This window comes from Salmonella sp. 5800, assembly GCF_046558195.1.
Taxonomy (GTDB): domain Bacteria; phylum Pseudomonadota; class Gammaproteobacteria; order Enterobacterales; family Enterobacteriaceae; genus Salmonella; species Salmonella enterica.
Window position 1 is genome coordinate 112,529 of record NZ_JBGDOX010000002.1, and the last position, 24,183, is coordinate 136,711.

Here is a 24,183-nt window from a genome sequence, read left to right on the forward strand (position 1 = left end):
TGGCCCAAGAAATTTATGGGTCATTAATCATATATGATTTGAATGCTTTACTTCTCCCCCCGCTTTCTATATTTTCGTTATATCCCTGCTGTAGCCGCCAGGCGGCATGGTCTCTTCAGTCCTCATGATGAGGAATTTTCCGTGAACAAAATCCCGGCCTTGCTGTTACTTATCTTATTGAAATGACTAAAAATACATTCATAAGAGTAATTTTAAAACCAACTCATAAATGCAAAATATACTATTTCATCTATTATTCATAATACGAATGAATTCGGAGCCAGAGCGTGAGTGATAATAATCAGGCAGAAAGACAACCGGCCGATCAACATCTACAAGACAAACCGCAAATTTTCAGAACACTGAGAAATATTGACCTCAATCTGTTGACGATTTTTGAGGCCGTATATGTCCATAAAGGGATCGTCAATGCAGCGAAAATTCTTAACCTGACGCCGTCAGCCATCAGCCAGTCCATTCAAAAATTACGGACTATATTTCCCGATCCGCTGTTTATTCGCAAAGGCCAGGGCGTAACGCCCACGACGTATGCTACGCATCTGCACGAATACATCAGCCAGGGGCTGGAATCTATTCTTGGCGCCCTGGATCTTACGGGCAGCTATGATAAGCAACGCACCATTACAATTGGCACGACGCCTTCGGTCGGCGCGCTAGTGATGCCGATTATTTACCAGGCCATCAGGCCGCGTTATCCTCAGCTTTTGCTGCGCAACATTCCGGTAGACGATGCCGAAAGCCAGCTTAGTCAGTTTCAGACCGATCTCATTATCAATACCCATAGCTATAACAACCGGAGCATCCAGCATCACGTCCTGTTTAGCGATACGCTTGAGATTGTCTGCCGCCAGCATCACCCATGTCTGGCGAACGCCATTACTGAAGAGAGACTGAACAGCGCGGATCACACCTTTCTGATGCTGGAGGGACAACATCTTTCCCTACTGCGCCAGCGACTGCAGGAGACATTTCCCGATCAGCAAATCAGTTTTAGCAGCTACAATATTTTTACCATTGCCTCGCTGATCGCCAGCAGCGATCTGCTGGGACTGATGCCCACCCGCTTCTACGACTTATTTAGCCGCTGCTGGCCGCTTGAACGCCTTCCCTACGCGCCGGTGAATAGTGAACAGGTCGAGTTCTCGCTGCATTACAATAAACTGAGTCTGCGCGATCCGGTGCTGGAGAACGTCATTGATATCATTCGTGAGGCGTTCTGACAAAAATGTTGCATTCAGGTCACGGAAGATATGGGCAAACAGCACAAAACAACAACTATTTTACATTTTGCCGGGCTGTCAGGCTGCTTTATGGCCCTTATCAATGATATACTGCGTGTCACAAATTCAAAAATAGTTGATAAATACAACTTTCCCTTGAATTGAAACGCTTTCCTTCGTTATTCGCAACTGGAACACGCACGCTATGAGTAAACCCATTGTGATGGAACGCGGTGTAAAATACCGCGATGCCGATAAGATGGCTCTTATCCCGGTTAAAAATGTGGTCACAGAGCGCGACGCTCTACTACGTAAACCGGAATGGATGAAAATAAAACTTCCGGCGGATTCTACCCGTATCCAGGGCATCAAAGCCGCAATGCGCAAAAATGGCCTGCATTCTGTCTGCGAGGAAGCGTCTTGCCCAAACCTGGCTGAATGTTTCAACCACGGTACCGCTACGTTTATGATCCTTGGCGCCATTTGCACTCGCCGCTGTCCGTTCTGTGATGTCGCCCATGGCCGCCCCGTTGCGCCGGATGCGGAAGAGCCGCAGAAACTGGCGCAAACGATCGCCGACATGGCGCTACGCTATGTGGTCATCACCTCTGTCGACCGTGACGATCTGCGTGACGGCGGCGCCCAGCATTTTGCTGACTGCATCACCGCCATCCGCGCCAAAAGCCCGGAGATAAAAATAGAGACGCTGGTGCCAGACTTCCGTGGACGTATGGATCGCGCGCTGGATATTCTTAACGCGACGCCGCCGGATGTGTTTAACCACAACCTGGAAAACGTGCCGCGTATTTACCGCCAGGTTCGTCCGGGCGCCGATTACAACTGGTCGCTGAAATTACTGGAACGCTTCAAAGAAGCGCACCCGGAAATTCCAACAAAATCGGGTCTGATGGTGGGCTTAGGCGAAACCAATGCGGAAATCATTGAGGTTATGCGCGACTTACGCCGTCACGGCGTTACCATGCTGACGCTTGGTCAGTATCTACAGCCAAGCCGCCATCACCTGCCGGTACAGCGTTATGTCAGCCCGGAAGAGTTTGACGAGATGAAAGCGGAAGCCCTGGCGATGGGCTTTACCCATGCCGCCTGTGGCCCCTTTGTACGTTCTTCGTACCATGCTGATCTCCAGGCCAAAGGCATGGAAGTGAAATGATCGTGTAATAGACGCTTACATTTCAGGCAAAAAAAACCGGCAACTCGCCGGTTTTTTTACTCTGCGGAGCAAGCGCATCGCGCTATTACTCTTTGTGCGAGAGTTTTTCAGCCTGAACGCTACCGTCGACGTCTTTCTTAACGCCCGCGTCTTCATCGTTCATTGCTTTCTTGAATCCTTTAATCGCCGTGCCCAGGTCTCCGCCCAGCGTACGTAACTTCTTGGTACCAAACAGCAGAACAACCAGTGCGGCAACCACCAGCAGTTTGGTAATACTAATCTCACCCATAGATACCTTCTTCACTAAAAACAGGCTGCGTAACGCGCCGGATTAACCTGAGAATATTAACGGTCTTTCGACGCGCGCACACAATAGCAATCTGTAACAAGGTGAATCAAGCTTTGCGTAAAAAAACATCATAATAATTGCGGTGGCGCAAATCGTCGTTGCTGCAAAAGAGGAAGTTGCTCCCGCACCTGGTCTATTCGTTCTCTGAATATTTCCGCGACGATCAGCGCCGGACGATCGGCTGCCGCAGCTATCGTTACCCCCAACGGATCGATAATACGACTTTGACCAATATTACGATTACCACACTCCCCGGCCGCAATCATATAGCAGGTGGTATCCAGCGCTCTCGCCGCCAGCAGCGTCGACCACTGCTGCTCTTTCAGCGGGCCGCGAACCCAGCCCGTCGGCAGCGCCAATACGTCAGCCCCCTGTAAAGCCAGCGCTAGCGCCATGTCAGGAAAGCGCAGGTCATAACAGGTCATAAGCCCCACCTTAACCCCCTCCACGACCAGCACAGGCGCGATAACAGTTCCGGCATCAATACTTTGGGATTCTTGCATCGAAAACGCATCATAGAGATGCAGCTTCGCGTAACGCGCGACAATGTGACCTGCCCGTAGCGCCACCAGCATATTAACTGCCCGTCCAGGCGTTGACGGGACAAGGATAGTGAATATCGTCGTCATATTATTATGAGCGCTTTCTTCCTGAAGCCGCGTCATAAACGCGCCATCCAGCGGCTGCGCGGCGCGAATCGACAGGTCAAGGTCGATGTCATCTCGCGCTAATATCCCCTCAGGCAGCACCAGAAGCGATACGCCGCGTCCCGCCGCCTGAGCCATTAACGAAACGCAAACTTGCGCATTCTTTTCCCATACAGAACTCACCACAAACTGCCCGGCTGCAACGAACATATCCCCTCCCACACCTCTGTCAGGACTCGCCAATTATGCTTGTTCGGCGTTACACTCCTCCTGTATAGCAATTAAATAAAGGATTCGGCAGTGTTACAGCTTCTTTTAGCAGTTTTTATTGGCGGTGGAACGGGGAGCGTAGCCCGGTGGATGCTAAGTATGCGTTTTAATCCGCTTCATCAGGCGATTCCCATCGGTACGCTAACAGCAAATTTGCTTGGCGCGTTTATTATCGGCATGGGGTTCGCCTGGTTTAACCGCATGACACATATCGATCCGATGTGGAAAGTGCTCATCACAACCGGCTTTTGCGGCGGCCTGACGACCTTTTCTACTTTTTCTGCTGAAGTGGTATTCTTGCTGCAAGAGGGGCGCTTTGGCTGGGCGCTGCTGAATGTGCTGATTAACCTGTTGGGTTCGTTTGCCATGACGGCGCTGGCATTCTGGCTATTTTCCGCCGCAGCGGCGCGTTAAGCGCAAAAAAAACCCGCCGAAAGGGCGGGTTTTGAAATCTTGCTGTCGGACGTATGCTTACAGAGCAGTTACGTTTGCAGCGGAAGGGCCTTTGGCACCGTTAGTGATTTCGAACTCTACGCGCTGACCTTCAGCCAGAGTTTTAAAACCATTGGTCTGGATTGCAGAGAAGTGTACGAACACGTCTTTGCTGCCATCTTCCGGAGTAATGAAACCGAATCCTTTGGATTCATTAAACCACTTAACGTTACCTTTAATCTTAGACATCAAAATTACCTTTACATGAAAAATAGACACAAATGCTGTGTCGGATACCAGTACAACAATTGTGATGCATTTTGTCCAGTCGAACTTTGCGAAAAAGTGATAAATATCGCGTTAATTTTTAGCTAACTCTAGCTACTTATTGTTTTTTAAGACTTTTTAATTCACAACTGAAGCATGCCCTTCCCCATCAAAACTGGAAACGCATCCAGGCGAAATAGACGTTTCCGTTGTTATACGAACCCGGAATGTAGGTCATCTGAAAGGTAGCGGGACCATAGCCTATCGACGCTAAAGGCAACAGCACAGGGATGGGAATATAATTCCAGTTGTCGCGCGCGGTAACGCCTGCGGTAAAGCCCAGTCCAAGGCGAAAATTATCGTCTTCCAGCGGTCGCCAGGTTTTTTCCCAGCCATAACCGCCTATGGGTTCCCATTTGTTAAATGAATCTTTAAAGGCCATCATATAAAGGCCATGCCAGTTGCCTTTGTCGTCCCAGCGGGACTGACCAAAACCAACGCCCCACGGCCGCTCGTTATAGCGATCCGTTTTCTCTTTATCGTAGGCAAAGCGCGCATGCCAGGTAATGGCGGGGACATACAAATCATAATGCTCAGGCTGTCGCCACGTTTCTGCGACGTTATCGGTAAACGTGTTAAACCACCCTTTATCCGCCGCAGAGACTGAAGGAATAGCCAGCCATGGCATAACAAGGAGAGCAATAATAAGAAAATACTTTCTGATAATCATCACAACAGCCATACCGTTCAAAAATTCGACTGTGATAATAACAACATTAACCTGAATAAAATCTTAACAAACTATAAACAGAGAATAATCTGAGAGAGTATCGGGTTAACGGCGTTTGATTTAGCACTCAGAACCGTCGCGCGCTCCTTAATAAGTTTTCACAAAAAACATAAAACAAAGCACAACAAATAAAACAATAAAATAACAATAAATTAATACTTATAGCGCTACAGAAAATTCGTATAAGCATATTTCATCTTTAGTGATGACATGAAAAAATAACCGCGCCGTGATTTTAATCAGTAAGGCGCCATCCTTTATTCGGTACATTTTTATACCACTTTTGTGGCTCTTATTTTTACTCTGGGTGTCGATAAGACAGGGGAAACAATGCTAACAGTTATAGAGCTCCTTATCGGAGTCATCGTTATTGTGGGTGTAGCGCGCTACATCATTAAGGGATATTCCGCCACTGGCGTTTTATTTGTCGGCGGTCTGGTTCTGCTTATTATCAGCGCGCTGATGGGGCATAAGGTATTACCTGCCAGCGAAACCAGTACCGGCTATACCGCAACAGATATTGTTGAATACATCAAAATTTTGCTTATGAGTCGCGGCGGCGATCTTGGCATGATGATCATGATGCTGTGCGGCTTTGCCGCCTATATGACGCATATCGGCGCGAATGATATGGTCGTGAAGCTGGCGTCGAAACCTTTACAGTACATAAACTCGCCCTACCTGTTGATGATTGCCGCCTATTTTGTCGCCTGCCTGATGTCGCTGGCCGTCTCTTCCGCGACGGGGCTTGGCGTACTGCTCATGGCTACTCTCTTCCCGGTGATGGTCAACGTCGGCATTAGCCGCGGCGCGGCGGCGGCTATTTGCGCCTCTCCGGCCGCCATCATCCTCTCGCCAACGTCTGGCGATGTGGTTTTAGCCGCAAAGGCGGCGGAGATGCCGTTAATCGATTTCGCGTTCAAAACCACGCTGCCGATTTCCATCGCCGCCATTATCGGTATGGCGATTGCACACTTTTTCTGGCAACGCTATCTGGATAAAAAAGAGAACATTTCACATGAGATGCTGGACGTGGCGGAGATTACCACCACGGCCCCGGCGTTTTATGCCCTTTTGCCGTTCACGCCCATTATCGGCGTACTGATTTTTGACGGTAAATGGGGGCCGCAGTTGCACATTATTACCATTCTGGTGATCTGTATGCTGCTGGCCGCCGTGCTGGAATTCGTGCGCGGCTTCAACACGCAAAATGTGTTTTCCGGCCTGGAAGTGGCTTATCGCGGCATGGCGGATGCGTTTGCCGGCGTTGTGATGCTGCTGGTCGCGGCGGGCGTTTTCGCCCAGGGGCTGAGCACCATTGGCTTTATCCAAAGTCTGATCTCGATTGCCACTTCTTTTGGCTCCGCCAGCATTATTCTGATGCTGGTCTTAGTGATTTTAACCATGCTGGCCGCGATGACCACCGGTTCAGGCAATGCGCCTTTTTACGCCTTTGTTGAGATGATCCCTAAACTGGCGCACTCCTCCGGCATCAACCCAGCCTATTTATCCATCCCAATGCTGCAAGCCTCAAACCTGGGGCGCACGATTTCGCCGGTCTCCGGCGTCGTGGTCGCTGTCGCCGGGATGGCTAAAATATCACCGTTTGAAGTGGTGAAGCGCACGTCCGTTCCGGTCATCGTCGGTCTGTTGATCGTCATTATCGCCACGGAAATTATGGTGCCAGGCGCCTCTTCCGCCGTTACCGGCGGCTGATAGCCGGTAAGCCGGGGCGAGGGAAAACATCGTCCCGGCATCTTAAACCAGGCTTAGCCGCCGTGGTAAATACGCTGCGGCCTGCCCACTTTGCCATGAATAATCTCTGCGACAATCAGGTGCTGACTCGCGCAATATTCCAGGTAGCGTCGGGATGTGGTGCGGCTTATCGTTAAGGCCTGCGCGACCGTTTCAGCCGTATGGCGTACGGTTGGATCGGCAAACAGCTTCATCACCGCATTAAGGGTTAAGGCATCAATACCGGTCGGCAAATCCCCTTTCGGTTCGCCGCGCGCATAGGCGTTGAACATTTCATCTATCTGCTTCTGGCTTGCGCTATCCGCGCTCGCCAGCATACGTCTGCGCTGTTGATAGCGGGTCAGCGTCTGTCCCAAACGTTCATAAGCAATAGGTTTCACCAGATAATCAAACGCGCCGCTACGTACCGCTTCCGCTACCGTCTCCATGTCACTGGCGGCGGTCGTAAACACGACGCCGCCGGGATAGCGCGACTGCATTAATTCATGCAGCAGCGTAATCCCCTTCCCATCCGGCAGATAATTATCTAACAGAATTAATCCAGGTTTGAACCGGTCAATCATCATTCTCGCCTGCGCCAGATTGCCCGCCAGCCATATCTGGTTAAAGCCAGGAATATGGCGGATATATTCTGCGTGCATTTCCGCCAGCAGCGTTTCATCCTCAACGATCAATAGGGTTAATGGTTCTGTCATCGTTTTTTTTCACTTTCGGAAGGAATAAAGAAAATAAGGTGCCACAAGGATCATTGTCTTCCAGCGTAATGACCCCGCCACAGCGCCCCACATAACTTGCAATCAGATATAACCCGATACCATGTTCACCGGGTTCGTCGGTGCGGGTACTTACGCCCTGTTCAAAAATTTTTTCCCGCAGCGCTTCAGGAACGCCGCAGCCCTGGTCGGCGACCTCTATCACCACCTCGTCGCCCTCGTCGCTCAGGAAAAGTTCGATGGTATTGTCGCCTTCCTGTGTACGCAAACTCGCCTCAAACGCGTTATCCAGCAGATTCCCGACGATGGCGGCGAACTCCGTACTATCCAGCCCCTCCGGCAGTTGATGTAGCTGGCTGCCGGGAACAATCACCATCTTGAGCCCCAGTTCACGCGCGCGCTGAACTTTGCCAAACAGCAAACCGGCCACCTGGCGATCGGCGAAGGCGCCGCGTAAACTATCAATAAGTTGCTGCTGCGCCTGCGACTCACCCTGCACCATCTCTCTGACCCGATCATACTCTTTCATTTGCAGCAGGCCGTTCAGAGTCGACATCCAGTTCAGGTGCTCATGGCGTAGCGTGCGCAGGCTCTCAACATACTGTTTAATCTGGGTTAGCTGCGCGTTCAACGTCGCGATTTCATCCTTGCTGCGAAAACTAATAATAGCGCCCAGCAGCTCCTCGCCGGAACGGATAGCCTCACGATTGGCGATGACGCTCAGGCCATTGAAGTTGGCCATCACGTCCTGGCGTCTTTCTGCGATCTGGTAGGTAAAAAAGTCTGCCGGATTGACGACTTCCGCGATCAGCTTGCCCAGCCACTGACGCCCCGGCGACGGCAGCCCCAACATTTTTCTCGCATTGCGGTTAATCGCGGTGATATGTCCCTCCGGATCAACGGCGATCAGCCCTTCATAAACCGAGCTAAACAACGCCTCCTGCTGGCGTACCACGCGCGCAATCTGTTTCGGCTCCATGCCCAGCATTTGTCGGCGGATATGCGCGGCGAAAAACCAGGAAAGCAGCATTAAGACCACCAGCAACAGGACAAAAACCCCCGCCATCGGTAATAAGAAGTCCAGCCGCCAGGAGTCGATTTTACTGACCAGATAGCCAATTGAAACAACGCCGATCACGTTGCCTTCGTTGTCAAAGATAGGCGTTTTGGCGCGCATCGCCATCCCTATTGAGCCCTTACCGGTAATGAAATAACTTTCTCCTCTTTCCAGCGCGCCGGGTTTCGTAAACTGCATGGGATAGCCGATTTTTTCCGGATTCGGATGGTAAAGCCGGATCGAGTGGCGATCGCCTATCACCACATAGTCAAAATCCGTCCCGCGCTGCAGTTTATTCGCAATTATCGCCAGGCGTTTATAGTCCCGGTTTTTTACGGCAGCGATAATGCTGTCGTTAGAAGCAATAATTTTTGCCTGATTCATCGCCATATCACGAACATGGGACGCCAGATAATCTTCGAAACTGGCAGACAAATATTGTGCTAACGCTGCCACGATGAAAACAGAAACCACCAGAATGAGCAGAAAAATACGTAACGGAAACGCGAGTTGCCGAAAAAAAGGAAACAGCTTTTTATTTTTCTGATAGGACATTAAGGTTCCTTATGGGCATTTCTCTTCAGATTTATCGCAAATGTAATAAAAATGTTTTGAGTATCTTGAAGCATATAAAAACCAATCGTTACAGATTCCCCACATTAAATCAATTAAACAACTAAAACCCACCGCCGGAATGGCGATTAAATTAATTAAAAAACTTAAAACCATAAAACACTTAAAAACCATCTAACGCTTTGTGAAATAAATCAAAATTTACCACCAAAATACTCCTTACGATGTATACGTCAGTGAGAAAAAATAAATAACTCGTCATAAAAATACTCCCACTCTGACTGAAAAGAAAAAGTTATCAAGTTGCAACACAGCGCAACATATACAGAAAAGTGGCAACAAGCATATCACCAGGATATTTCTTACTATGTTTGGCAATAATGTATTCACTCGGGTAAAACGCTCTGAAAATAAAAAAATGGCGGAGATCGCTCACTTTCTCAAAGAGAATGATTTAAGCGTCGATACCACTGTAGAAGTGTTTATTACCGTCAGCCGTGATGACCGTCTTATTGCCTGCGGCGGTATTGCCGGAAATATCATTAAATGCGTGGCCATTAGCGAATCAGTACGCGGCGAAGGCTTAGCGTTAACGCTGGCGACGGAATTGATTAATCTCGCCTGGGAACGGCACTGCACCCATCTTTTTATTTATACCAAAACGGAATACGAAGCGCTGTTTAAACAGTGCAGCTTTTCGACGATAGCCAGCGTCCCTGGCGTGATGGTCTTAATGGAAAATAGCGCGACCCGGTTGAAACGGTATGCGGAATCGCTGGCGACATTGCATCATGAGGGAAAGAAAATTGGCTGTATTGTGATGAACGCCAATCCTTTCACGAACGGCCATCGCTATCTGATCCAACAGGCGGCGGCACAGTGCGACTGGCTGCATCTGTTCCTGGTCAAAGAAGATACGTCACGCTTTCCCTATGAAGACCGACTCGATCTGGTCCTTAAAGGGACTACCGATATCCCGCGCTTAACCGTTCACCGCGGCTCCGAATACATTATTTCTCGTGCGACGTTCCCCTGCTATTTCATTAAAGAGCAGAGCGTTATTAATCACTGTTATACCGAAATCGACCTGAAGATTTTCCGCCAGTATCTGGCGCCCGCGCTTGGCATCACACACCGCTTTGTCGGTACGGAGCCGTTTTGTACCGTTACCGCCCAGTACAACCTTGATATGCGTTTCTGGCTGGAGACGCCAACGCTTCCCGCCCCACCCATTACGCTGGTGGAAATAGAGCGGCTTTGCTTCCAGGAGACGCCGATATCCGCCTCCTGGGTACGCAAGCTGCTGGTTAAACACGATCTCACGGCTATCGCGCCGCTGGTTCCCGACGCCACCCTGCGCTATTTGCAGGGCATGGTCGAACGCCATCCGGGCAGCGCGGCAGCCCGTCAAAAGTCCCCCGTATTAGCAACAGGTGAAAAATGAAAATAAACCAGCTAGCCGTCGCAGGCACGCTTGAGTCCGGCGATGTGATGATACGCATTGCGCCGCTCGATACGCAGGATATTGACCTGCAAATCAACAGTAGCGTTGAAAAACAGTTTGGCGAGGCCATTCGCGCCACCATCCTGGAGGTGCTTTCTCGCTACGACGTGCGCGGCGTACAACTGAACGTTGATGATAAAGGCGCTCTGGACTGCATTTTGCGCGCCCGACTGGAAACGCTATTGGCGCGCGCCAGCGGTATTGCCGCTCTGCCCTGGGAGGATCGCCAATGATTTCCGCCTCTCTGCAACAACGTAAAACCCGCACCCGCCGCAGTATGTTATTCGTACCGGGCGCCAACGCGGCGATGGTGAGCAATTCGTTTATCTACCCGGCCGACGCGCTGATGTTCGATCTGGAAGACTCCGTTGCATTACGCGAAAAAGACGCGGCGCGCCGTCTGGTATATCACGCGCTGCAACACCCGCTTTACCGTGACGTCGAAACCATCGTCCGCGTGAATGCGCTGGATTCCGAATGGGGCGTCAACGATCTGGAAGCGGTCGTGCGCGGCGGCGCGGACGTGGTGCGTTTACCGAAAACCGACACCGCGCAGGACGTCATTGATATCGAAAACGAAATTCTGCGCATTGAAAACGCCTGCGGTCGCGAACCGGGCAGTACCGGCCTGTTAGCCGCCGTGGAATCGCCGCTGGGTATTACCCGCGCGGTAGAAATCGCCCACGCCTCTGAACGGTTGATCGGGATTGCGCTGGGCGCGGAAGACTATGTTCGCAACCTGCGCACCGAACGCTCTCCGGAAGGCACCGAACTGCTGTTCGCCCGCTGCGCCATTTTGCAGGGTGCGCGTTCCGCCGGCATTCAGGCCTTCGATACCGTCTATTCCGACGCCAACAACGAAGCCGGTTTCCTGCAAGAAGCCGCCCACATTAAACAGTTGGGCTTTGACGGTAAGTCACTGATCAACCCCCGCCAGATAGAGCTGCTGCACAACCTTTATGCGCCGACGCGTAAAGAGGTCGCCCATGCGCGTCTGGTCGTTGAAGCCGCAGAAGCCGCCGCCCGCGAAGGTCTTGGCGTCGTTTCCCTTAACGGCAAGATGGTCGACAGTCCGGTGATTGAACGCGCCCGTCTGGTGCTCTCCCGTGCAGAACTTTCCGGTATTCGCGAAGAATAAGGCAAAACAATGACGCAGAAAAATGAATCTCAACGCCAGGATCGCGTAGCCGCCTGGAGCCGCCACGCTGAAAGCGAACTGAGCGCTTACCAAAGTGCGGCAAAATTGGATCTACAAGCGCAAAAACCGCGCGACCACAAACTGTGCGCCAGCCTGGAAGAGGCCATCCGCCGTTCCGGTTTACGCGACGGCATGACGCTCTCTTTTCACCACGCGTTTCGCGGCGGCGATCTGACGATTAACCTGGTGATGGAAACCATCGCGAAGATGGGCTTCAAAAACCTGACCCTGGCCTCCAGCTCGCTGAGCGACTGCCACGCGCCGCTGGTTGAACACATTCGTAACGGGGTGGTCAGCCGCATCTACACGTCAGGCCTGCGCGGCCCGCTGGCGGAAGAAATTTCTCGCGGCCTGCTGGCTGAGCCGGTTCAGATTCACTCCCACGGCGGTCGTGTGCATCTGGTACAAAGCGGCGAACTCAATATTGATGTTGCGTTTCTTGGCGTGCCCTCCTGCGATGAATTCGGTAATGCTAACGGTTATACCGGCAAGGCCTGCTGCGGTTCACTGGGCTACGCGATGGTGGATGCCGACAGCGCGAAACAGGTCGTGATGCTGACGGAGCAACTGCTGCCGTATCCGCATAACCCGGCAAGCATCGCTCAGGATCAGGTTGATCTGATCGTGCAAATCGAAGAAGTCGGTGATGCAAACAAAATCGGCGCTGGCGCGACCCGCATGACCACTAATCCGCGTGAACTGCTGATCGCCCGCAGCGCGGCGGAAGTCATTGCTCACTCCGGCTACTTCAACGAAGGTTTCTCCCTACAAACCGGCACCGGCGGCGCATCGCTGGCGGTCACCCGCTTCCTGGAAGACAAAATGCGTAGCCGCAACATTGTGGCTAATTTCGCGCTGGGCGGTATCACCGCCACCATGGTCGACCTGCATGAAAAGGGCTTAATCCGCAAACTGCTTGACGTGCAGAGCTTCGATCGTAACGCTGCGCAATCTTTGGCCCGCAACCCGAACCATATCGAAATCAGCGCTAACCAGTACGCCAACTGGGGCTCTAAAGGCGCTTCCGTCGACCGTCTGGACGTGGTGGTACTGAGCGCGCTGGAAGTCGACACCCACTTCAATGTTAACGTGCTGACCGGCTCCGACGGCGTTCTACGCGGCGCGTCCGGCGGCCACTGCGATACCGCCGTCGCGGCGGCGTTGTCCATCATCGTCGCGCCGCTGGTGCGCGGTCGCATCCCAACGCTGGTTGATAACGTCACCACCTGCGTCACACCGGGCTCCAGCGTTGACATTCTGGTCACCGATCACGGTATCGCCGTCAATCCGGCGCGTCCGGAGTTGGCTGAACGCCTGAAAGCAGCGGGAATGAAAGTGGTATCGATTGAGTGGCTGCGCGAACGCGCGCAACTGCTTACCGGTCAGCCCCGCCCTATCGAATTCACCGACCGCGTGATTGCTGTCGTGCGTTATCGCGACGGTTCAGTGATCGATGTGGTGCATCAGGTGAAGGAATAAGCCATGCGCCTGTTTCCTGAACTCGCCACCTGTCACGACGTTTCTATTCCTGAGCTGCTCGCCAGCCGGGATGAAAGACAAGCAAGACAGCGCGCCTGGCTAACGCGCCACGCCACTCCACTGGTCTCCTTTACCGTGGTGGCGCCAGGCCCGATAAAAGACAGCGCGTTAACCCGCCGGATCTTTAATCACGGCGTGACTGCCCTGCACACGCTGGCAGAAGAGTATGGCTGGACCATCCGGGAGCAGGCTGCACTGGCTTCCGCCAGCGGGCCGGAAGGGCTGCTGGCGATTGACGCGCCCGCTCAGGCGCTCAAACAGGCGACCATCGCGCTTGAACAGCGTTATCCACTGGGGCGCCTGTGGGATATCGATGTCCTGACGGCGGAAGGCGAAATACTCTCCCGCCGCCATTTCGCGCTTCCCGCCCGCCGCTGTCTGCTGTGCGGGCAAAGCGCGGCTGAATGCGCGCGGGGTAAAACCCACGCGCTGACTGATTTACTGATTCATATGGAGGCGCTGCTGCATGATGCCGATTCCCGCCAACCCGACTAACGCCTCCATTCAGCCTCAGTCGCTGTACGACGCCTGGGCCGATTTGGCCTGGCGCGCCATGCTGACCGAGGTAAATTTATCGCCAAAACCCGGTCTGGTAGACCGACTAAACTGCGGCGCACACAAAGATATGGCGCTGGTGGATTTTCACCGCAGCGCGGAGGCGATTCGACACTGGCTGCCGCGCTTTATGGAATATGGCGCCAGCTGCACGCGCCTGCCACCAGAGTCAGTTCTGGCGGGCCTGCGTCCATTGGGGATGGCCTGTGAAGCAGCGATGTTTCGCGCAACGGCGGGCGTCAATACCCATAAAGGCAGCATTTTCTCGCTGGGGTTACTGTGCGCCGCCATTGGCCGCCTGTATCAGCTACGCCAGCCGATCGCCGCAGAAACACTCTGCGCTACCGCCGCCGATTTTTGCCGCGGCCTGACCACGCGCGAACTGCGCCAGAACAACCTACAGCTCACCGCAGGTCAGCGGTTGTATCAGCAACTGGGATTAACCGGCGCGCGCGGCGAAGCGGAAGCAGGCTATCCGCTGGTCATCCGCCACGCGTTGCCGCACTACCGCGCATTGCTGGCGCAGGGGCGCGATCCCGAACTGGCGCTGCTTGATACCTTACTGCTGCTGATGTCGCTTAACGGCGATACCAACGTCGCGTCGCGCGGCGGGGCGGACGGTCTGCGCTGGTTACAGCAGCAGGCGGCTTTCTTATTACATCAGGGCGGCATACGGACGCCTGACGATCTCGTTTATCTCCACCGGTTCGATCAGCAATGCGTTGAACGCAATCTCAGCCCAGGCGGTAGCGCCGATCTGCTGATCGTGACCTGGTTTTTAGCGCAAATTTCGCAAGTTAATCATTAACACAATTATAGAAAATATCCTTTCCGGAGAGTCATTTATGTCTTTATCTAAAGATAATATATGGAAGTTGTTGGCCCCATTAGTGGTGATGGGCGTCATGTTGCTAATTCCTGTTCCAGATGGTATGCCGCCGCAGGCCTGGCACTATTTTGCGGTTTTTGTCGCGATGATTGTCGGTATGATCCTGGAGCCGATCCCGGCGACAGCGATCAGTTTTATCGCCGTAACCATTTGCGTTATCGGCAGCAATTACCTGCTATTTGACGCTTCGGAACTGGCCGATCCGGCGTTTAACGCCAGTAAACAGGCACTGAAATGGGGGCTTGCCGGTTTCTCCAGCACCACGGTCTGGCTGGTTTTCGGCGCGTTTATTTTCGCGCTGGGCTACGAAGTGACCGGGCTGGGGCGCCGCATTGCGCTGTTTTTGGTAAAATTCATGGGTAAACGCACGCTGACGCTCGGCTATGCGATTGTCATTATCGATATTTTGCTGGCGCCGTTTACTCCCTCCAATACGGCTCGTACCGGCGGTACTGTCTTCCCGGTCATCAAGAACCTGCCGCCGCTGTTTAAATCGTTTCCAAACGATCCTTCCGCACGCCGCATCGGCGGTTATTTGATGTGGATGATGGTGATCAGTACCAGCCTGAGCTCTTCGATGTTTGTCACTGGCGCGGCGCCAAACGTGTTAGGTCTGGAGTTCGTCAGCAAGATCGCCGGCGTCCAGATTAGCTGGCTGCAGTGGTTTCTCAGCTTTCTGCCGGTAGGGATTATTTTACTGATCGTTGCGCCGTGGCTCTCCTATGTGCTTTATAAACCTGAAGTGACCCACAGTGCAGAAGTCGCGGCCTGGGCTGGCGGCGAGTTAAAAAACATGGGGCGTCTGTCCCGCAAAGAGTGGACGCTGATTGGCCTGGTGCTGCTTAGCTTAGGATTGTGGGTTTTTGGTGGAAAAATCATCAACGCCACTGCCGTGGGTCTGCTGGCCGTCTCGCTGATGCTGGCGCTGCATGTTGTGCCGTGGAAAGACATTACGCGCTACAACAGCGCCTGGAACACCCTGGTGAACCTCGCTACGCTGGTGGTCATGGCCAATGGCTTAACCCGCTCCGGCTTTATTGACTGGTTCGCCAATACCATGAGTACGCATCTGGAAGGTTTCTCGCCGGATGCAACCGTCATTGTACTGGTACTGGTGTTCTATTTCGCGCACTATCTGTTCGCCAGTCTTTCCGCTCACACCGCGACCATGCTGCCGGTTATTCTGGCGGTGGGTAAAGGCATTCCGGGCGTTCCGATGGAACAACTTTGTATTCTGCTGGTGCTGTCTATCGGTATCATGGGCTGTCTGACGCCGTATGCCACCGGCCCTGGTGTGATTATCTACGGCTGCGGTTACGTGAAATCCAAAGACTACTGGCGGCTTGGCGCAATCTTTGGCGTTATCTATATCGCAATGCTGTTGCTGGTGGGCTGGCCGATTCTGGCAATGTGGAATTAAACATTACGCCAACGTAGGTTAAAAATGATGCCGTTCAGGTTCACCTGAGCGGCATTTTTTATGATTAAATGGGTAACATTCATAATGTGTATAAATTATCGAATTCACCATGAACACAATATGGCATTACAGCCCGCTGCTGGCTGCCCTCTTAACCCCGATTTTTGCCGCCAACGCCGACGAACTTCAGGCGCAACAGTACGGTGATTTCACTGACTATGTGCTGGCGCTTTCCTGGCAAACCGGTTTTTGTCAAAGCCAGCATGAACGCCGCCATCGGGAGCCCGATGAGTGCCGTCTGCAAAAAGAGCCAGCCAACAAAGCAGACTTTCTGACCGTCCACGGCCTGTGGCCTGGATTACCCAAATCTATCGCCGCACGCGGTGTTGACCAGCGACGCTGGCAGCGCTTTGGTTGTGCGACGCGGCCAATCCCGAATCTGCCTGAAGTCAAGGCCAGCCGGAAATGCTCCGCCCCCGCCCCCGGACTTTCGCCTGACATCGCGGCAGCGCTTAAGGAAGTGATGCCCGGCGCGGGGGGGAATTCCTGTCTGGAGCGCTACGAATATGCCAAACATGGCGCCTGTTTCGGGTTTGATCCCAATGCCTATTTCGGCACCATGATACGGCTGGATAAGGCGATAAAAGACAGCGCACTGGGGCAGTTTCTGGCGGATAATTACGGCAAGACCGTTAGCCGCGCTGAGTTTGATAGCGTCGTCGCACAAATGTGGGGCCAGGATAATGTCAAAGCCGTTAAAGTAAACTGCCATGGCAATCCCGCCTATTTAACAGAGATTCAGTTTTCATTAAAGGCGTCGATGATTAACGCCCCGCTCTCCTCTGCCTCATTCCTGCCGCAACCGCATCCCGGCAACTGCGGGAAACAGTTTATTATCGATAAAGCCGGCTATTGACGAAGCAGAGGTTTAAAACCGTAGCCACATTTGAGAACACGCCCGAATGTAGACTAAAATTCACTCAGGGCTATGACGTTTGAGGATTTACCCGAATGTGAACTAAATCACTTCAAAGACGGGGTAAGTCTCAGTATCATCATGAGAGTTAAACCCTCGCCGCCAGACGGTGAGGGTTTTCTTTTGGGACCATTTACCTGCACTACTCGCAGTATCGATGACATGGAGTAAGAAATGTCCAGACCCACTATTATCATTAACGACCTTGACGCCGAACGTATTGATCGTCTTCTGGAACAGCCTGCGTATGCGGATCTGCCGATTGCCGACGCGCTCAACGCCGAACTGGATCGCGCGCAAATGTGTTCGCCACAAGAGATGCCGAACGATGTCGTCACCATGAACAGCCGCGTTAAATTCCGCAATTTGAGCGATGGTGAAACACGCGTGCGGACGCTGGTGTATCCCGCCAATATGACGGACAGCAGTACCCAGCTTTCGGTAATGGCGCCCGTCGGCGCGGCGTTGCTGGGACTGCGCGTCGGCGACACCATTCACTGGGAACTGCCGGGCGGCGCCTCCACCCATCTCGAAGTGCTGGAACTCGAATATCAGCCTGAAGCCGCGGGCGACTTCCTGCGTTAAACCCCATCTGCATAAGCGTTAATGCGTTTACACAGAGGATGCCTGCGCATCCTCTTTCCGTTAGTCCTTTCATTTCTGCCTGCTTCAGACAACGCCGCCTGGCATCGGGTTGATTACTCCCGTCGCCTGTTTCTGCGCCGCTTGTGCCGACGTCGCTCCCGGCACCAGGATAACCTTCCGGCACTCTTCTTCGCGTTTTTCGAAAATTTCGTAGCCGCGCGCCGCCTCTTCAAACGGCATATAGTGCGTGACAATCTCCTCCGGCTTCAGCAACCCTTTTTCAATAAGCGGTAATAATTCCCCCAGCCACGCGTGAACATGGGTTTGACCCATTTTAAAAGTTAGCCCCTTATCAAAGGCGTCGCCGAATAAAAAGCCGTGAATAAAACCGGCATACACGCCGGGCACGCTGACCACGCCGCCGCGTCTGACCGCCGCGATACATTGTCGCAGCGCTTTGCCGCTGCTGCCTTCCAGTTTAAGGTTCGTCAGCACCGTCTCCGTCATGCTGCCTTTCGCTTCAAAGCCTACGGCATCAATTACCGCGTCCACGCCGCGGTGGCCTGCCGTCTGCTCGATGATTTTTTCCGCCGGATCGTTCTCATCATCGAAGTTGATCGGTATCGCGCCATAACGTTCTTCGGCGAAACGCAGGCGCCAGGCGTGGTGATCAACGACGAAGATCTGCTCCGAGCCCAGCAGTCGCGCACAGGCGATAGTCAGTAATCCTACCGGCCCTGCGCCAAAAACCGCCACGCTGGAACCTTGCTGAATCTGGGCATTTTTTGCCGCCTGCCAGGCGGTAGGCAAAATATCAGAAAGAAACAGCGCCTTATCGTCAGATAACAGCGGCGGCACCTTAAATGGACCGACATTACCTTTTGGCACGCGAACATATTCGGCCTGTCCGCCGGGAACGCCGCCATACAGATGGCTATACCCAAACAGCGCCGCCGGTGGCGGGATCTGTTTTTTATTCATCGCCGCGCCGTGTCCGTCGTTAGTGTTTTCACACGCTGAATATTGCTGTAGCCGACAGAAAAAGCAGTCACCACAGGCAATGACAAACGGGATAACGACCCGATCCCCTTTCCGAATATTCTTCACATCATGTCCGGTTTCCACCACTTCGCCCATAAATTCATGGCCGAAAATATCGCCATGTTTTACCTGTGGGATCTTGCCGCGATAGAGATGCAAATCAGATCCGCAAATCGCGGTGGCGGTAACACGCAAAATGATATCGTCAGGCTGCTCAATGCCGGGATCGGGTACGTTTTCAACCTTTACGTGATGTGGACCGTGATACGTCAATGCTTTCATGCAGCCTCCGGGGTAACGGTGAATGTTGCGTTCGACTATAAAAGGGTAGCTATCCCGGAGAGACTGCCGGCAAAACAGGCGGCTTTAGGATTTTTCCTGGAAAATACACGGCTTTTTTAGCACCAGGTTGCCGCAATATTTAAAATTGCCAGACAAATAGCAGAAAGAAACATTATTATATGCTTGAATAAATTCAGTATTGATTAACAGGGAGTAACGGGTATGTATAAGACAATCATTATGCCGGTTGATGTTTTTGAAATGGAACTTAGCGATAAAGCTATTCGCCACGCTGAGTTTCTGGCGCAACAGGATGGCGTCATTCATCTGTTGCATGTACTGCCTGGGTCCGCGAGCATGAGTCTGCACCGCTTTGCCGCCGACGTGCGTCGCTTTGAAGAACATTTACAGCATGAGGCGGAAACGCGTCTGCAAACGATGGTGGGACACTTCAGTATCGATCCTTCACGAATTAAAACGCATGTTCGCTTTGGTAGCGTACGCGATGTCGTCAATGAGATGGGCGAAGAACTGGATGCGGATGTCGTGGTAATCGGTTCGCGTAATCCGTCCATCACGACACACCTGTTGGGGTCTAACGCCTCAAGCGTGGTGCGCCATGCGACGCTGCCAGTATTGGTTGTGCGTTAACCCTGGTGGCTAAAAACTGACACGCCCTGCCAGGTCACGCCTGGCAGGGCTTTTTACTGCATCATCGTTAGTACAAATGCCCGATATTCACAATAGTACTCACCGTGTCGCCAAAAAAGACCAGCCGACTCAGAAATACGCCAACGAATAACAAGACGAACAGGCGTTTCGGGCGCGAATCACCGTGACGGCTGGCGACAAAAGCGAGCGCAAGGCAGACCAGGCTTGCCAGATAAAACGGTGAAGCCAGCCATGAATGCGCCGTCATCTGCATTATCGTTCCCCCGCTTAACCACACCAGCGGCGCCGCGATAAGTACCGCGATACACACCACAATTCCCTGGCGCAACGCAGGAACAGCAGGCCTGAGTTTTAACAGCGGAATCGCCGCGCAACCCATGACCCATACCGTAATAAAAAATAACAGCATGGTAAACCCATTAGCGATAGCTACCATCGCTGGCGCGGCGTAGGTCATCCCCTGCACCGCCACCAGTAACACGCCGAACACGGAGGCGATAAGAGCCATCGCTTTATGTCCCTTTGCCAGGAACGTTACGCCGACCGCTGCGCCAAACAACGTGGCGCCAAGGATTTCCCGGCTTAACCAGGCATGTCGCAGGTTAATCAGCGCATTATAAGCGCGATCGGGATGCGCCAGATGCAGAATCGCGGCAATAGACGCCAGTGCCAGCACCAGCCCAGTGACCAACCAATAGAAACGCTGGCCTTCCACTTCACCACGCAGCGTACGCCATGTCAGTACCAAAGCCATCCCGACAGACATCTGGCTTAATACCGTAAAAAACACCAGCGGCAGTTCATATTTTTCCATTACTTGTCCTCCGGCTGCTTAGGCTGGCGCGCCAGAATAAAGCGCGTTCCTGGATTGAGCTGTGGCATATGCGGGAACCCTGGCGGATACTGCACCGCATTATCGGGCACAAGATCGGCATCCAAATCGATAATCGACAAGGCGCCCACCGGACAGGCGTTTACGCACGCCGGATTCATACCGATATCAAGACGCTCGTAGCACATACTGCATTTTTCCGCTTTACGCGTCTCTTCATTAAAACGCGGCGCGCCATAAGGACAGTTACGAATACAGTTTTTGCAGCCAATGCAGCGCTCAGGGTTATGCACCACCACGCCATCTTCACGTTTGGTATAGGCTTCGACCGGACAGGCGGCGACGCAGGCCGGATGTTCGCAGTGGTTACAGGCCAGCGAGTAAAACGCCCGCTCTTCATGTGGATAGATGTCTTTATCCAACGGATAAACGTAGCGCCAGAAGCGATCCGGCTCCAGTTGGTTAAAGCTTTTACACGCCATAGCACAGCCGCGGCAGCCAATGCACTTATCGCTATTCACTAAAAACGCACGTTTCATGCTACGGATTCCCCTTTACCGATCAATACAACGTCAGCAAACTGACTGTGGATAGCGGCGCCCGGCGCGCCAGTTTTCATCAGCCCCATATCAGCAGGCGTATCGGCCACGACGTTTTGCACGTTGTACTGCCGTTTCGGGAACCACGCTTCATACATCACCAGAAAATCTTCCGGCACGTTGGTGGTGACTTTTGCCCGCAGCTCAACTTCACCGGTGCCATTGAAAACTTTGACCAGATCGTTCTCGCTGATGCCTTTTTTCTGTGCGGAAGAAGGATGGATATAAACGAACGGTTCCGGGTAGAACACCTGCATCCAGTCCAGGTTGATAAACTGCGAGTGCAGGCCAAACTGCACGTGCGGCGTAAACAGATGGAACGGCAGTTTGCTCTCGGCTTCCGGTTTGTATTCCGGCAGCGCGGTGTGGCCGTTTTTCTCCGCCAGTTCAGATTTAAATTCATACTTGCCTGACGGCGTTTTGAACTTGCGATCGTACCAGGCGGCTGAACTTGGCAGAATCGCTTTTTTCGGCCCGTCCAGCAGATCGTCCCAGGAAGAGATGCCGAACATTTTCGCCATACCGTCGTTGAACTCCTGATCCAGCCAGCGCTTGTGATCGAACTCTTGCGGGAAGGTACAGGAACCCGGCGCCATCTTATTAATGGTGCGCGACAGCATGGTAGCGATTTCAAGGTCGCATTTTGCTTCATACATCGGCTTAATCGCCGGCTGATTAATGGAAAGCCAGTAGTGCCAGTAAGAAGCATCCACGTTCCACTCTTCAAACGCGGTGGTAACGGGCAGCACGATATCAGCGTGTTGCACCGTTTCGTTGAAGAACTGATCGGCGCAGACCACCATTTCCAGTTTTTCAAACGCTTTTTTCATCTTGCTGCGATCGAAATCCTGGGCAAACGGGTTTTTACAGGCGACCCACAGCATACGAACCGGCGGATCGTTGGCCTCCAGAATCCCCTGCGCCGTCTGGTTAATATTCAGGGAGCGATCGGAGTACTGCACGGCGTCGCTGCCAGCGGCAGCCCCGAATTCACTGGTGGTGCCCGCCGCTCCCGGTATACCAATAGCGCCCACCGGCGGCTTCTGCAGCATGGCGTTATAGTTAAAGCCCCAGGTATGCAGATGACCATAACGCGCGCCGCCGCCTTCGACACCGATGTTGCCGGACATAGCGACAAAGGCATCGATAGCGCGAACGTTGGCGCCGCCGTTGACATGACGCTGCATCCCGTAACCAATCCAGACCGTGGCCGGCTTAACCGCCGTAAACTCTTCCGCCAGCTGGCGAATGACATCCGCAGACAGGCCGCAGATTTCTGCCGCCCATTCCACGGTGACGTTATTGCGCAGATAGGCTTCAAATTCCGGATAGCCGTGAGCATCATTGTTGACAAAATCCTGATCCACCAGGCCTTTATCCACCAGATGACGCGCCATCCCCAGCGCCAGCGCGCCGTCTGAGCCAGGCCGCACGCGCAGGTAGAGATCGGCTTTGGCGGCAGTCTGCGACAGCAGCGGGTCGATAACCACGACCTTCGCCCCTTTCTCGCGCGCCTGATAGATGTACTTCATGCTGTGCATTGAGCACCAGGCCGGGTTGGCGCCCCAGATAATGATGTATTTCGCTTTCACCATATCTTCCGGGTCGTTACACCACATGTCGCCCATGTCGTAGTTTTGCGCGTCGATACCGGCAGGCCAGCACGGCGTACCGGCAAAACGGGTGGTGTAGCCAAGCGAGGACATCATCCCTTCAACGGCATAGTTCAGCACGCCAAACTTACCGGAATATTTGGTCAGCGCCAGACCGAGCATAGAACCGTCTTTTTTCTTAATCTCCAGCATCTTGGCGGCAATGCGCTGCATCGCCTCTTCCCATGAGATGCGACGCCAGTTGCCGCTACCGCGAACGTCCTGCGCCATGGGATATTTAATACGATCGGGGCTATAAACCCGGCGCGGATAGCTTAACCCTTTGACGCAAGGCGTACCGTGAGTAAATGTTGATTCCGGCGCGCCTTCCACGAAAGTAATGACCCCGTCCTTTACCCATGTCTTGAGGCTACAGGTGTCATAGCAGTTACGCGGACACGCGTTACGATAAATTTTGTACGTTCTAGGGTTAAAGGGAACAGGCGGCTGCGCAAGCGCGCATCGGGAGGTCAGTAATCCTCCGGGTAAAGCCGCAACGGCGCCCAGTGCCACTATCCCCTTTAAAAAAGAACGTCTGTTCAGATGTCCTGTCTCATTACTCATATTGATACTCTCGTTTTAATTCATCAAGCCAATAAAATAAGATGTCCGCCACCGTATATAACGTGGTCGTTTGTGCATGAGTTTTTATTTTTTCGATATATAATGGCACCCACTTTGTTAAATAGTTATTGATATATTGAGTGAGAGTAGAGCGGTATTGTGACGTTTGCCGAGTGTTAGCCAGTAATAGTGTGGTCAATTCCAGCACGCAGGAAATATGATCGTCAGGGATATTGCTCTCCTGATTAACCGATAATCCCAACGCTGCCATAAAATCCCGTATCTCCAGCGTCGCCTTTCCCATCACCAGCGCATCATCTTCCAGATACACTGAAGCGAAAGGCGCAGCCAGCAGCTTGCCAGGACCGACGAATAGCGCATTAAAGTCATACTCCGCCTCCAGCCACGCCCGATCGGTAAGGTTTACCGCAGCAGTGGGATTTAATCCCACGTAGGCAGATTTCAGTGAACGACTATCATGAGAATTAAAAAAATCACGCAATGTAAGCCCTGTTCTTTCTAATTCCGTCAGTGATTCATAGATTGAATCCATGAATAAATAACCTCACATACAAATGCAATATAAATCAAGAAAAAAGAATGGGCATGT

The 24,183-nt window shown here is 52.7% G+C and carries 25 protein-coding genes; 14 read left to right on the top strand and 11 right to left on the bottom strand.

All coding sequences use genetic code 11. The annotated features are described in order from the left end of the window. Window positions 1-287: 287 nt before the first annotated feature. Window positions 288-1,241 (top strand): YbeF family transcriptional regulator, encoded by a 954-nt coding sequence (locus ACLJZ5_RS05550; protein WP_001282817.1) that lies wholly within the window; start codon window positions 288-290, stop codon window positions 1,239-1,241. A gap of 205 nt (window positions 1,242-1,446) precedes the next feature. Next, the gene (lipA, locus tag ACLJZ5_RS05555; protein WP_000042640.1) at window positions 1,447-2,412 is read left to right on the top strand and encodes a lipoyl synthase; all 966 of its coding nucleotides are present in this window, start codon (window positions 1,447-1,449) and stop codon (window positions 2,410-2,412) included. Between the two features lie 85 nt (window positions 2,413-2,497). Here lipA and tatE read toward each other — a convergent pair whose 3' ends face one another. After that, window positions 2,498-2,701, bottom strand: a complete 204-nt coding sequence (gene tatE / locus ACLJZ5_RS05560; protein ID WP_000503938.1) for a twin-arginine translocase subunit TatE — start codon at window positions 2,699-2,701, stop codon at window positions 2,498-2,500. A 128-nt stretch (window positions 2,702-2,829) separates the two neighbouring features. Next, window positions 2,830-3,618 (bottom strand): deaminated glutathione amidase, encoded by a 789-nt coding sequence (locus ACLJZ5_RS05565; RefSeq protein ID WP_024798358.1) that lies wholly within the window; start codon window positions 3,616-3,618, stop codon window positions 2,830-2,832. Between the two features lie 90 nt (window positions 3,619-3,708). Here ACLJZ5_RS05565 and crcB point away from each other — a divergent pair, with 90 nt between their 5' ends. After that, the gene (gene crcB / locus ACLJZ5_RS05570) at window positions 3,709-4,092 is read left to right on the top strand and encodes a fluoride efflux transporter CrcB (RefSeq protein ID WP_000939753.1); all 384 of its coding nucleotides are present in this window, start codon (window positions 3,709-3,711) and stop codon (window positions 4,090-4,092) included. A 57-nt stretch (window positions 4,093-4,149) separates the two neighbouring features. Here the strand turns inward: crcB and cspE are convergent, their stop codons facing one another. Then, complete coding sequence (gene cspE, locus ACLJZ5_RS05575; RefSeq protein WP_000034826.1) at window positions 4,150-4,359, bottom strand: transcription antiterminator/RNA stability regulator CspE; 210 nt, start codon at window positions 4,357-4,359, stop codon at window positions 4,150-4,152. Between the two features lie 187 nt (window positions 4,360-4,546). Then, the gene (gene pagP / locus ACLJZ5_RS05580; protein WP_001623090.1) at window positions 4,547-5,119 is read right to left on the bottom strand and encodes a lipid IV(A) palmitoyltransferase PagP; all 573 of its coding nucleotides are present in this window, start codon (window positions 5,117-5,119) and stop codon (window positions 4,547-4,549) included. 378 nt (window positions 5,120-5,497) lie between these two features. Here pagP and dcuC point away from each other — a divergent pair, with 378 nt between their 5' ends. Next, window positions 5,498-6,883 (top strand): anaerobic C4-dicarboxylate transporter DcuC, encoded by a 1,386-nt coding sequence (gene dcuC / locus ACLJZ5_RS05585; RefSeq protein ID WP_024798359.1) that lies wholly within the window; start codon window positions 5,498-5,500, stop codon window positions 6,881-6,883. A 53-nt stretch (window positions 6,884-6,936) separates the two neighbouring features. Here the strand turns inward: dcuC and dpiA are convergent, their stop codons facing one another. Further along, on the bottom strand, window positions 6,937-7,617 hold the full coding sequence (gene dpiA, locus ACLJZ5_RS05590) for a two-component response regulator DpiA (RefSeq protein ID WP_000138784.1): 681 nt from the start codon (window positions 7,615-7,617) through the stop codon (window positions 6,937-6,939). Further along, on the bottom strand, window positions 7,586-9,247 hold the full coding sequence (gene dpiB / locus ACLJZ5_RS05595; protein ID WP_024798505.1) for a sensor histidine kinase DpiB: 1,662 nt from the start codon (window positions 9,245-9,247) through the stop codon (window positions 7,586-7,588). Before dpiB ends, dpiA begins: the two co-directional genes overlap by 32 nt. A gap of 385 nt (window positions 9,248-9,632) precedes the next feature. On the opposite strand from dpiB, the gene citC reads away from it, so the two are divergent. The 9 genes from citC to rnk all read left to right on the top strand — a co-directional run bounded on the left by citC (window position 9,633) and on the right by rnk (window position 17,931). Beyond that, window positions 9,633-10,709, top strand: a complete 1,077-nt coding sequence (gene citC, locus ACLJZ5_RS05600; protein WP_024798462.1) for a [citrate (pro-3S)-lyase] ligase — start codon at window positions 9,633-9,635, stop codon at window positions 10,707-10,709. Next, window positions 10,706-11,002, top strand: a complete 297-nt coding sequence (gene citD / locus ACLJZ5_RS05605) for a citrate lyase acyl carrier protein (RefSeq protein WP_000700679.1) — start codon at window positions 10,706-10,708, stop codon at window positions 11,000-11,002. The genes citC and citD overlap by 4 nt, the downstream gene beginning before the upstream one ends. Next, complete coding sequence (locus ACLJZ5_RS05610; RefSeq protein ID WP_024798506.1) at window positions 10,999-11,907, top strand: aldolase/citrate lyase family protein; 909 nt, start codon at window positions 10,999-11,001, stop codon at window positions 11,905-11,907. Before citD ends, ACLJZ5_RS05610 begins: the two co-directional genes overlap by 4 nt. Before the next feature lie 9 nt (window positions 11,908-11,916). Beyond that, entirely contained in the window at window positions 11,917-13,446 is a 1,530-nt protein-coding gene (citF, locus tag ACLJZ5_RS05615) for a citrate lyase subunit alpha (RefSeq protein ID WP_000192323.1), read from the top strand. Window positions 13,447-13,449: 3 nt separating this feature from the next. Then, complete coding sequence (gene citX, locus ACLJZ5_RS05620; RefSeq protein WP_001236063.1) at window positions 13,450-14,001, top strand: citrate lyase holo-[acyl-carrier protein] synthase; 552 nt, start codon at window positions 13,450-13,452, stop codon at window positions 13,999-14,001. Then, window positions 13,973-14,869, top strand: a complete 897-nt coding sequence (gene citG, locus ACLJZ5_RS05625) for a triphosphoribosyl-dephospho-CoA synthase CitG (RefSeq protein WP_024797981.1) — start codon at window positions 13,973-13,975, stop codon at window positions 14,867-14,869. Before citX ends, citG begins: the two co-directional genes overlap by 29 nt. Window positions 14,870-14,906: 37 nt before the next feature. Further along, a complete protein-coding gene (gene citT, locus ACLJZ5_RS05630; protein ID WP_000059039.1) occupies window positions 14,907-16,370 on the top strand; it encodes a citrate/succinate antiporter CitT in 1,464 nt (487 codons plus the stop codon). A 109-nt stretch (window positions 16,371-16,479) separates the two neighbouring features. Next, window positions 16,480-17,286, top strand: a complete 807-nt coding sequence (gene rna, locus ACLJZ5_RS05635) for a ribonuclease I (RefSeq protein WP_001092569.1) — start codon at window positions 16,480-16,482, stop codon at window positions 17,284-17,286. A gap of 234 nt (window positions 17,287-17,520) precedes the next feature. After that, window positions 17,521-17,931: a nucleoside diphosphate kinase regulator gene (gene rnk / locus ACLJZ5_RS05640; RefSeq protein ID WP_000089748.1), complete on the top strand. Its 411-nt coding sequence runs from the start codon at window positions 17,521-17,523 to the stop codon at window positions 17,929-17,931. A gap of 84 nt (window positions 17,932-18,015) precedes the next feature. On the opposite strand, the gene ACLJZ5_RS05645 is transcribed toward rnk, so the two are convergent. Next, window positions 18,016-19,254, bottom strand: a complete 1,239-nt coding sequence (locus tag ACLJZ5_RS05645; protein ID WP_410958887.1) for a zinc-dependent alcohol dehydrogenase — start codon at window positions 19,252-19,254, stop codon at window positions 18,016-18,018. A gap of 222 nt (window positions 19,255-19,476) precedes the next feature. Here ACLJZ5_RS05645 and uspG point away from each other — a divergent pair, with 222 nt between their 5' ends. Continuing rightward, on the top strand, window positions 19,477-19,905 hold the full coding sequence (uspG, locus tag ACLJZ5_RS05650; protein WP_000278499.1) for a universal stress protein UspG: 429 nt from the start codon (window positions 19,477-19,479) through the stop codon (window positions 19,903-19,905). 67 nt (window positions 19,906-19,972) lie between these two features. Here uspG and ACLJZ5_RS05655 read toward each other — a convergent pair whose 3' ends face one another. The 4 genes from ACLJZ5_RS05655 to ACLJZ5_RS05670 are packed head-to-tail and all read right to left on the bottom strand — an operon-like array spanning window position 19,973 to window position 24,126. After that, a complete protein-coding gene (locus tag ACLJZ5_RS05655; protein WP_024797982.1) occupies window positions 19,973-20,740 on the bottom strand; it encodes a dimethyl sulfoxide reductase anchor subunit family protein in 768 nt (255 codons plus the stop codon). After that, window positions 20,740-21,297 (bottom strand): 4Fe-4S dicluster domain-containing protein, encoded by a 558-nt coding sequence (locus ACLJZ5_RS05660; protein WP_024797983.1) that lies wholly within the window; start codon window positions 21,295-21,297, stop codon window positions 20,740-20,742. Before ACLJZ5_RS05660 ends, ACLJZ5_RS05655 begins: the two co-directional genes overlap by 1 nt. Further along, the gene (locus ACLJZ5_RS05665) at window positions 21,294-23,573 is read right to left on the bottom strand and encodes a molybdopterin-dependent oxidoreductase (RefSeq protein WP_410958888.1); all 2,280 of its coding nucleotides are present in this window, start codon (window positions 23,571-23,573) and stop codon (window positions 21,294-21,296) included. The genes ACLJZ5_RS05660 and ACLJZ5_RS05665 overlap by 4 nt, the downstream gene beginning before the upstream one ends. Then, entirely contained in the window at window positions 23,566-24,126 is a 561-nt protein-coding gene (locus ACLJZ5_RS05670; RefSeq protein WP_024797984.1) for a molecular chaperone, read from the bottom strand. The genes ACLJZ5_RS05665 and ACLJZ5_RS05670 overlap by 8 nt, the downstream gene beginning before the upstream one ends. Window positions 24,127-24,183 lie beyond the last annotated feature (57 nt).

Excerpts from the sequence above, each read along its gene's own strand:
- dpiA (WP_000138784.1), bottom strand. The coding sequence starts at position 7,617 with ATGACAGAACCATTAACCCTATTGATCGTTGAGGATGAAACGCTGCTG.
- ACLJZ5_RS05610 (WP_024798506.1), top strand. The coding sequence starts at position 10,999 with ATGATTTCCGCCTCTCTGCAACAACGTAAAACCCGCACCCGCCGCAGT.
- ACLJZ5_RS05655 (WP_024797982.1), bottom strand. The coding sequence starts at position 20,740 with ATGGAAAAATATGAACTGCCGCTGGTGTTTTTTACGGTATTAAGCCAG.
- ACLJZ5_RS05670 (WP_024797984.1), bottom strand. The coding sequence starts at position 24,126 with ATGGATTCAATCTATGAATCACTGACGGAATTAGAAAGAACAGGGCTT.
- tatE (WP_000503938.1), bottom strand. The coding sequence starts at position 2,701 with ATGGGTGAGATTAGTATTACCAAACTGCTGGTGGTTGCCGCACTGGTT.
- lipA (WP_000042640.1), top strand. The coding sequence starts at position 1,447 with ATGAGTAAACCCATTGTGATGGAACGCGGTGTAAAATACCGCGATGCC.
- citF (WP_000192323.1), top strand. The coding sequence starts at position 11,917 with ATGACGCAGAAAAATGAATCTCAACGCCAGGATCGCGTAGCCGCCTGG.
- ACLJZ5_RS05565 (WP_024798358.1), bottom strand. The coding sequence starts at position 3,618 with ATGTTCGTTGCAGCCGGGCAGTTTGTGGTGAGTTCTGTATGGGAAAAG.
- rna (WP_001092569.1), top strand. The coding sequence starts at position 16,480 with ATGAACACAATATGGCATTACAGCCCGCTGCTGGCTGCCCTCTTAACC.
- ACLJZ5_RS05665 (WP_410958888.1), bottom strand. The coding sequence starts at position 23,573 with ATGAGTAATGAGACAGGACATCTGAACAGACGTTCTTTTTTAAAGGGG.
- rnk (WP_000089748.1), top strand. The coding sequence starts at position 17,521 with ATGTCCAGACCCACTATTATCATTAACGACCTTGACGCCGAACGTATT.
- citG (WP_024797981.1), top strand. The coding sequence starts at position 13,973 with ATGATGCCGATTCCCGCCAACCCGACTAACGCCTCCATTCAGCCTCAG.
- uspG (WP_000278499.1), top strand. The coding sequence starts at position 19,477 with ATGTATAAGACAATCATTATGCCGGTTGATGTTTTTGAAATGGAACTT.
- citT (WP_000059039.1), top strand. The coding sequence starts at position 14,907 with ATGTCTTTATCTAAAGATAATATATGGAAGTTGTTGGCCCCATTAGTG.
- pagP (WP_001623090.1), bottom strand. The coding sequence starts at position 5,119 with ATGGCTGTTGTGATGATTATCAGAAAGTATTTTCTTATTATTGCTCTC.
- dcuC (WP_024798359.1), top strand. The coding sequence starts at position 5,498 with ATGCTAACAGTTATAGAGCTCCTTATCGGAGTCATCGTTATTGTGGGT.
- ACLJZ5_RS05660 (WP_024797983.1), bottom strand. The coding sequence starts at position 21,297 with ATGAAACGTGCGTTTTTAGTGAATAGCGATAAGTGCATTGGCTGCCGC.
- citX (WP_001236063.1), top strand. The coding sequence starts at position 13,450 with ATGCGCCTGTTTCCTGAACTCGCCACCTGTCACGACGTTTCTATTCCT.
- ACLJZ5_RS05645 (WP_410958887.1), bottom strand. The coding sequence starts at position 19,254 with ATGAAAGCATTGACGTATCACGGTCCACATCACGTAAAGGTTGAAAAC.
- cspE (WP_000034826.1), bottom strand. The coding sequence starts at position 4,359 with ATGTCTAAGATTAAAGGTAACGTTAAGTGGTTTAATGAATCCAAAGGA.
- citC (WP_024798462.1), top strand. The coding sequence starts at position 9,633 with ATGTTTGGCAATAATGTATTCACTCGGGTAAAACGCTCTGAAAATAAA.
- citD (WP_000700679.1), top strand. The coding sequence starts at position 10,706 with ATGAAAATAAACCAGCTAGCCGTCGCAGGCACGCTTGAGTCCGGCGAT.
- dpiB (WP_024798505.1), bottom strand. The coding sequence starts at position 9,247 with ATGTCCTATCAGAAAAATAAAAAGCTGTTTCCTTTTTTTCGGCAACTC.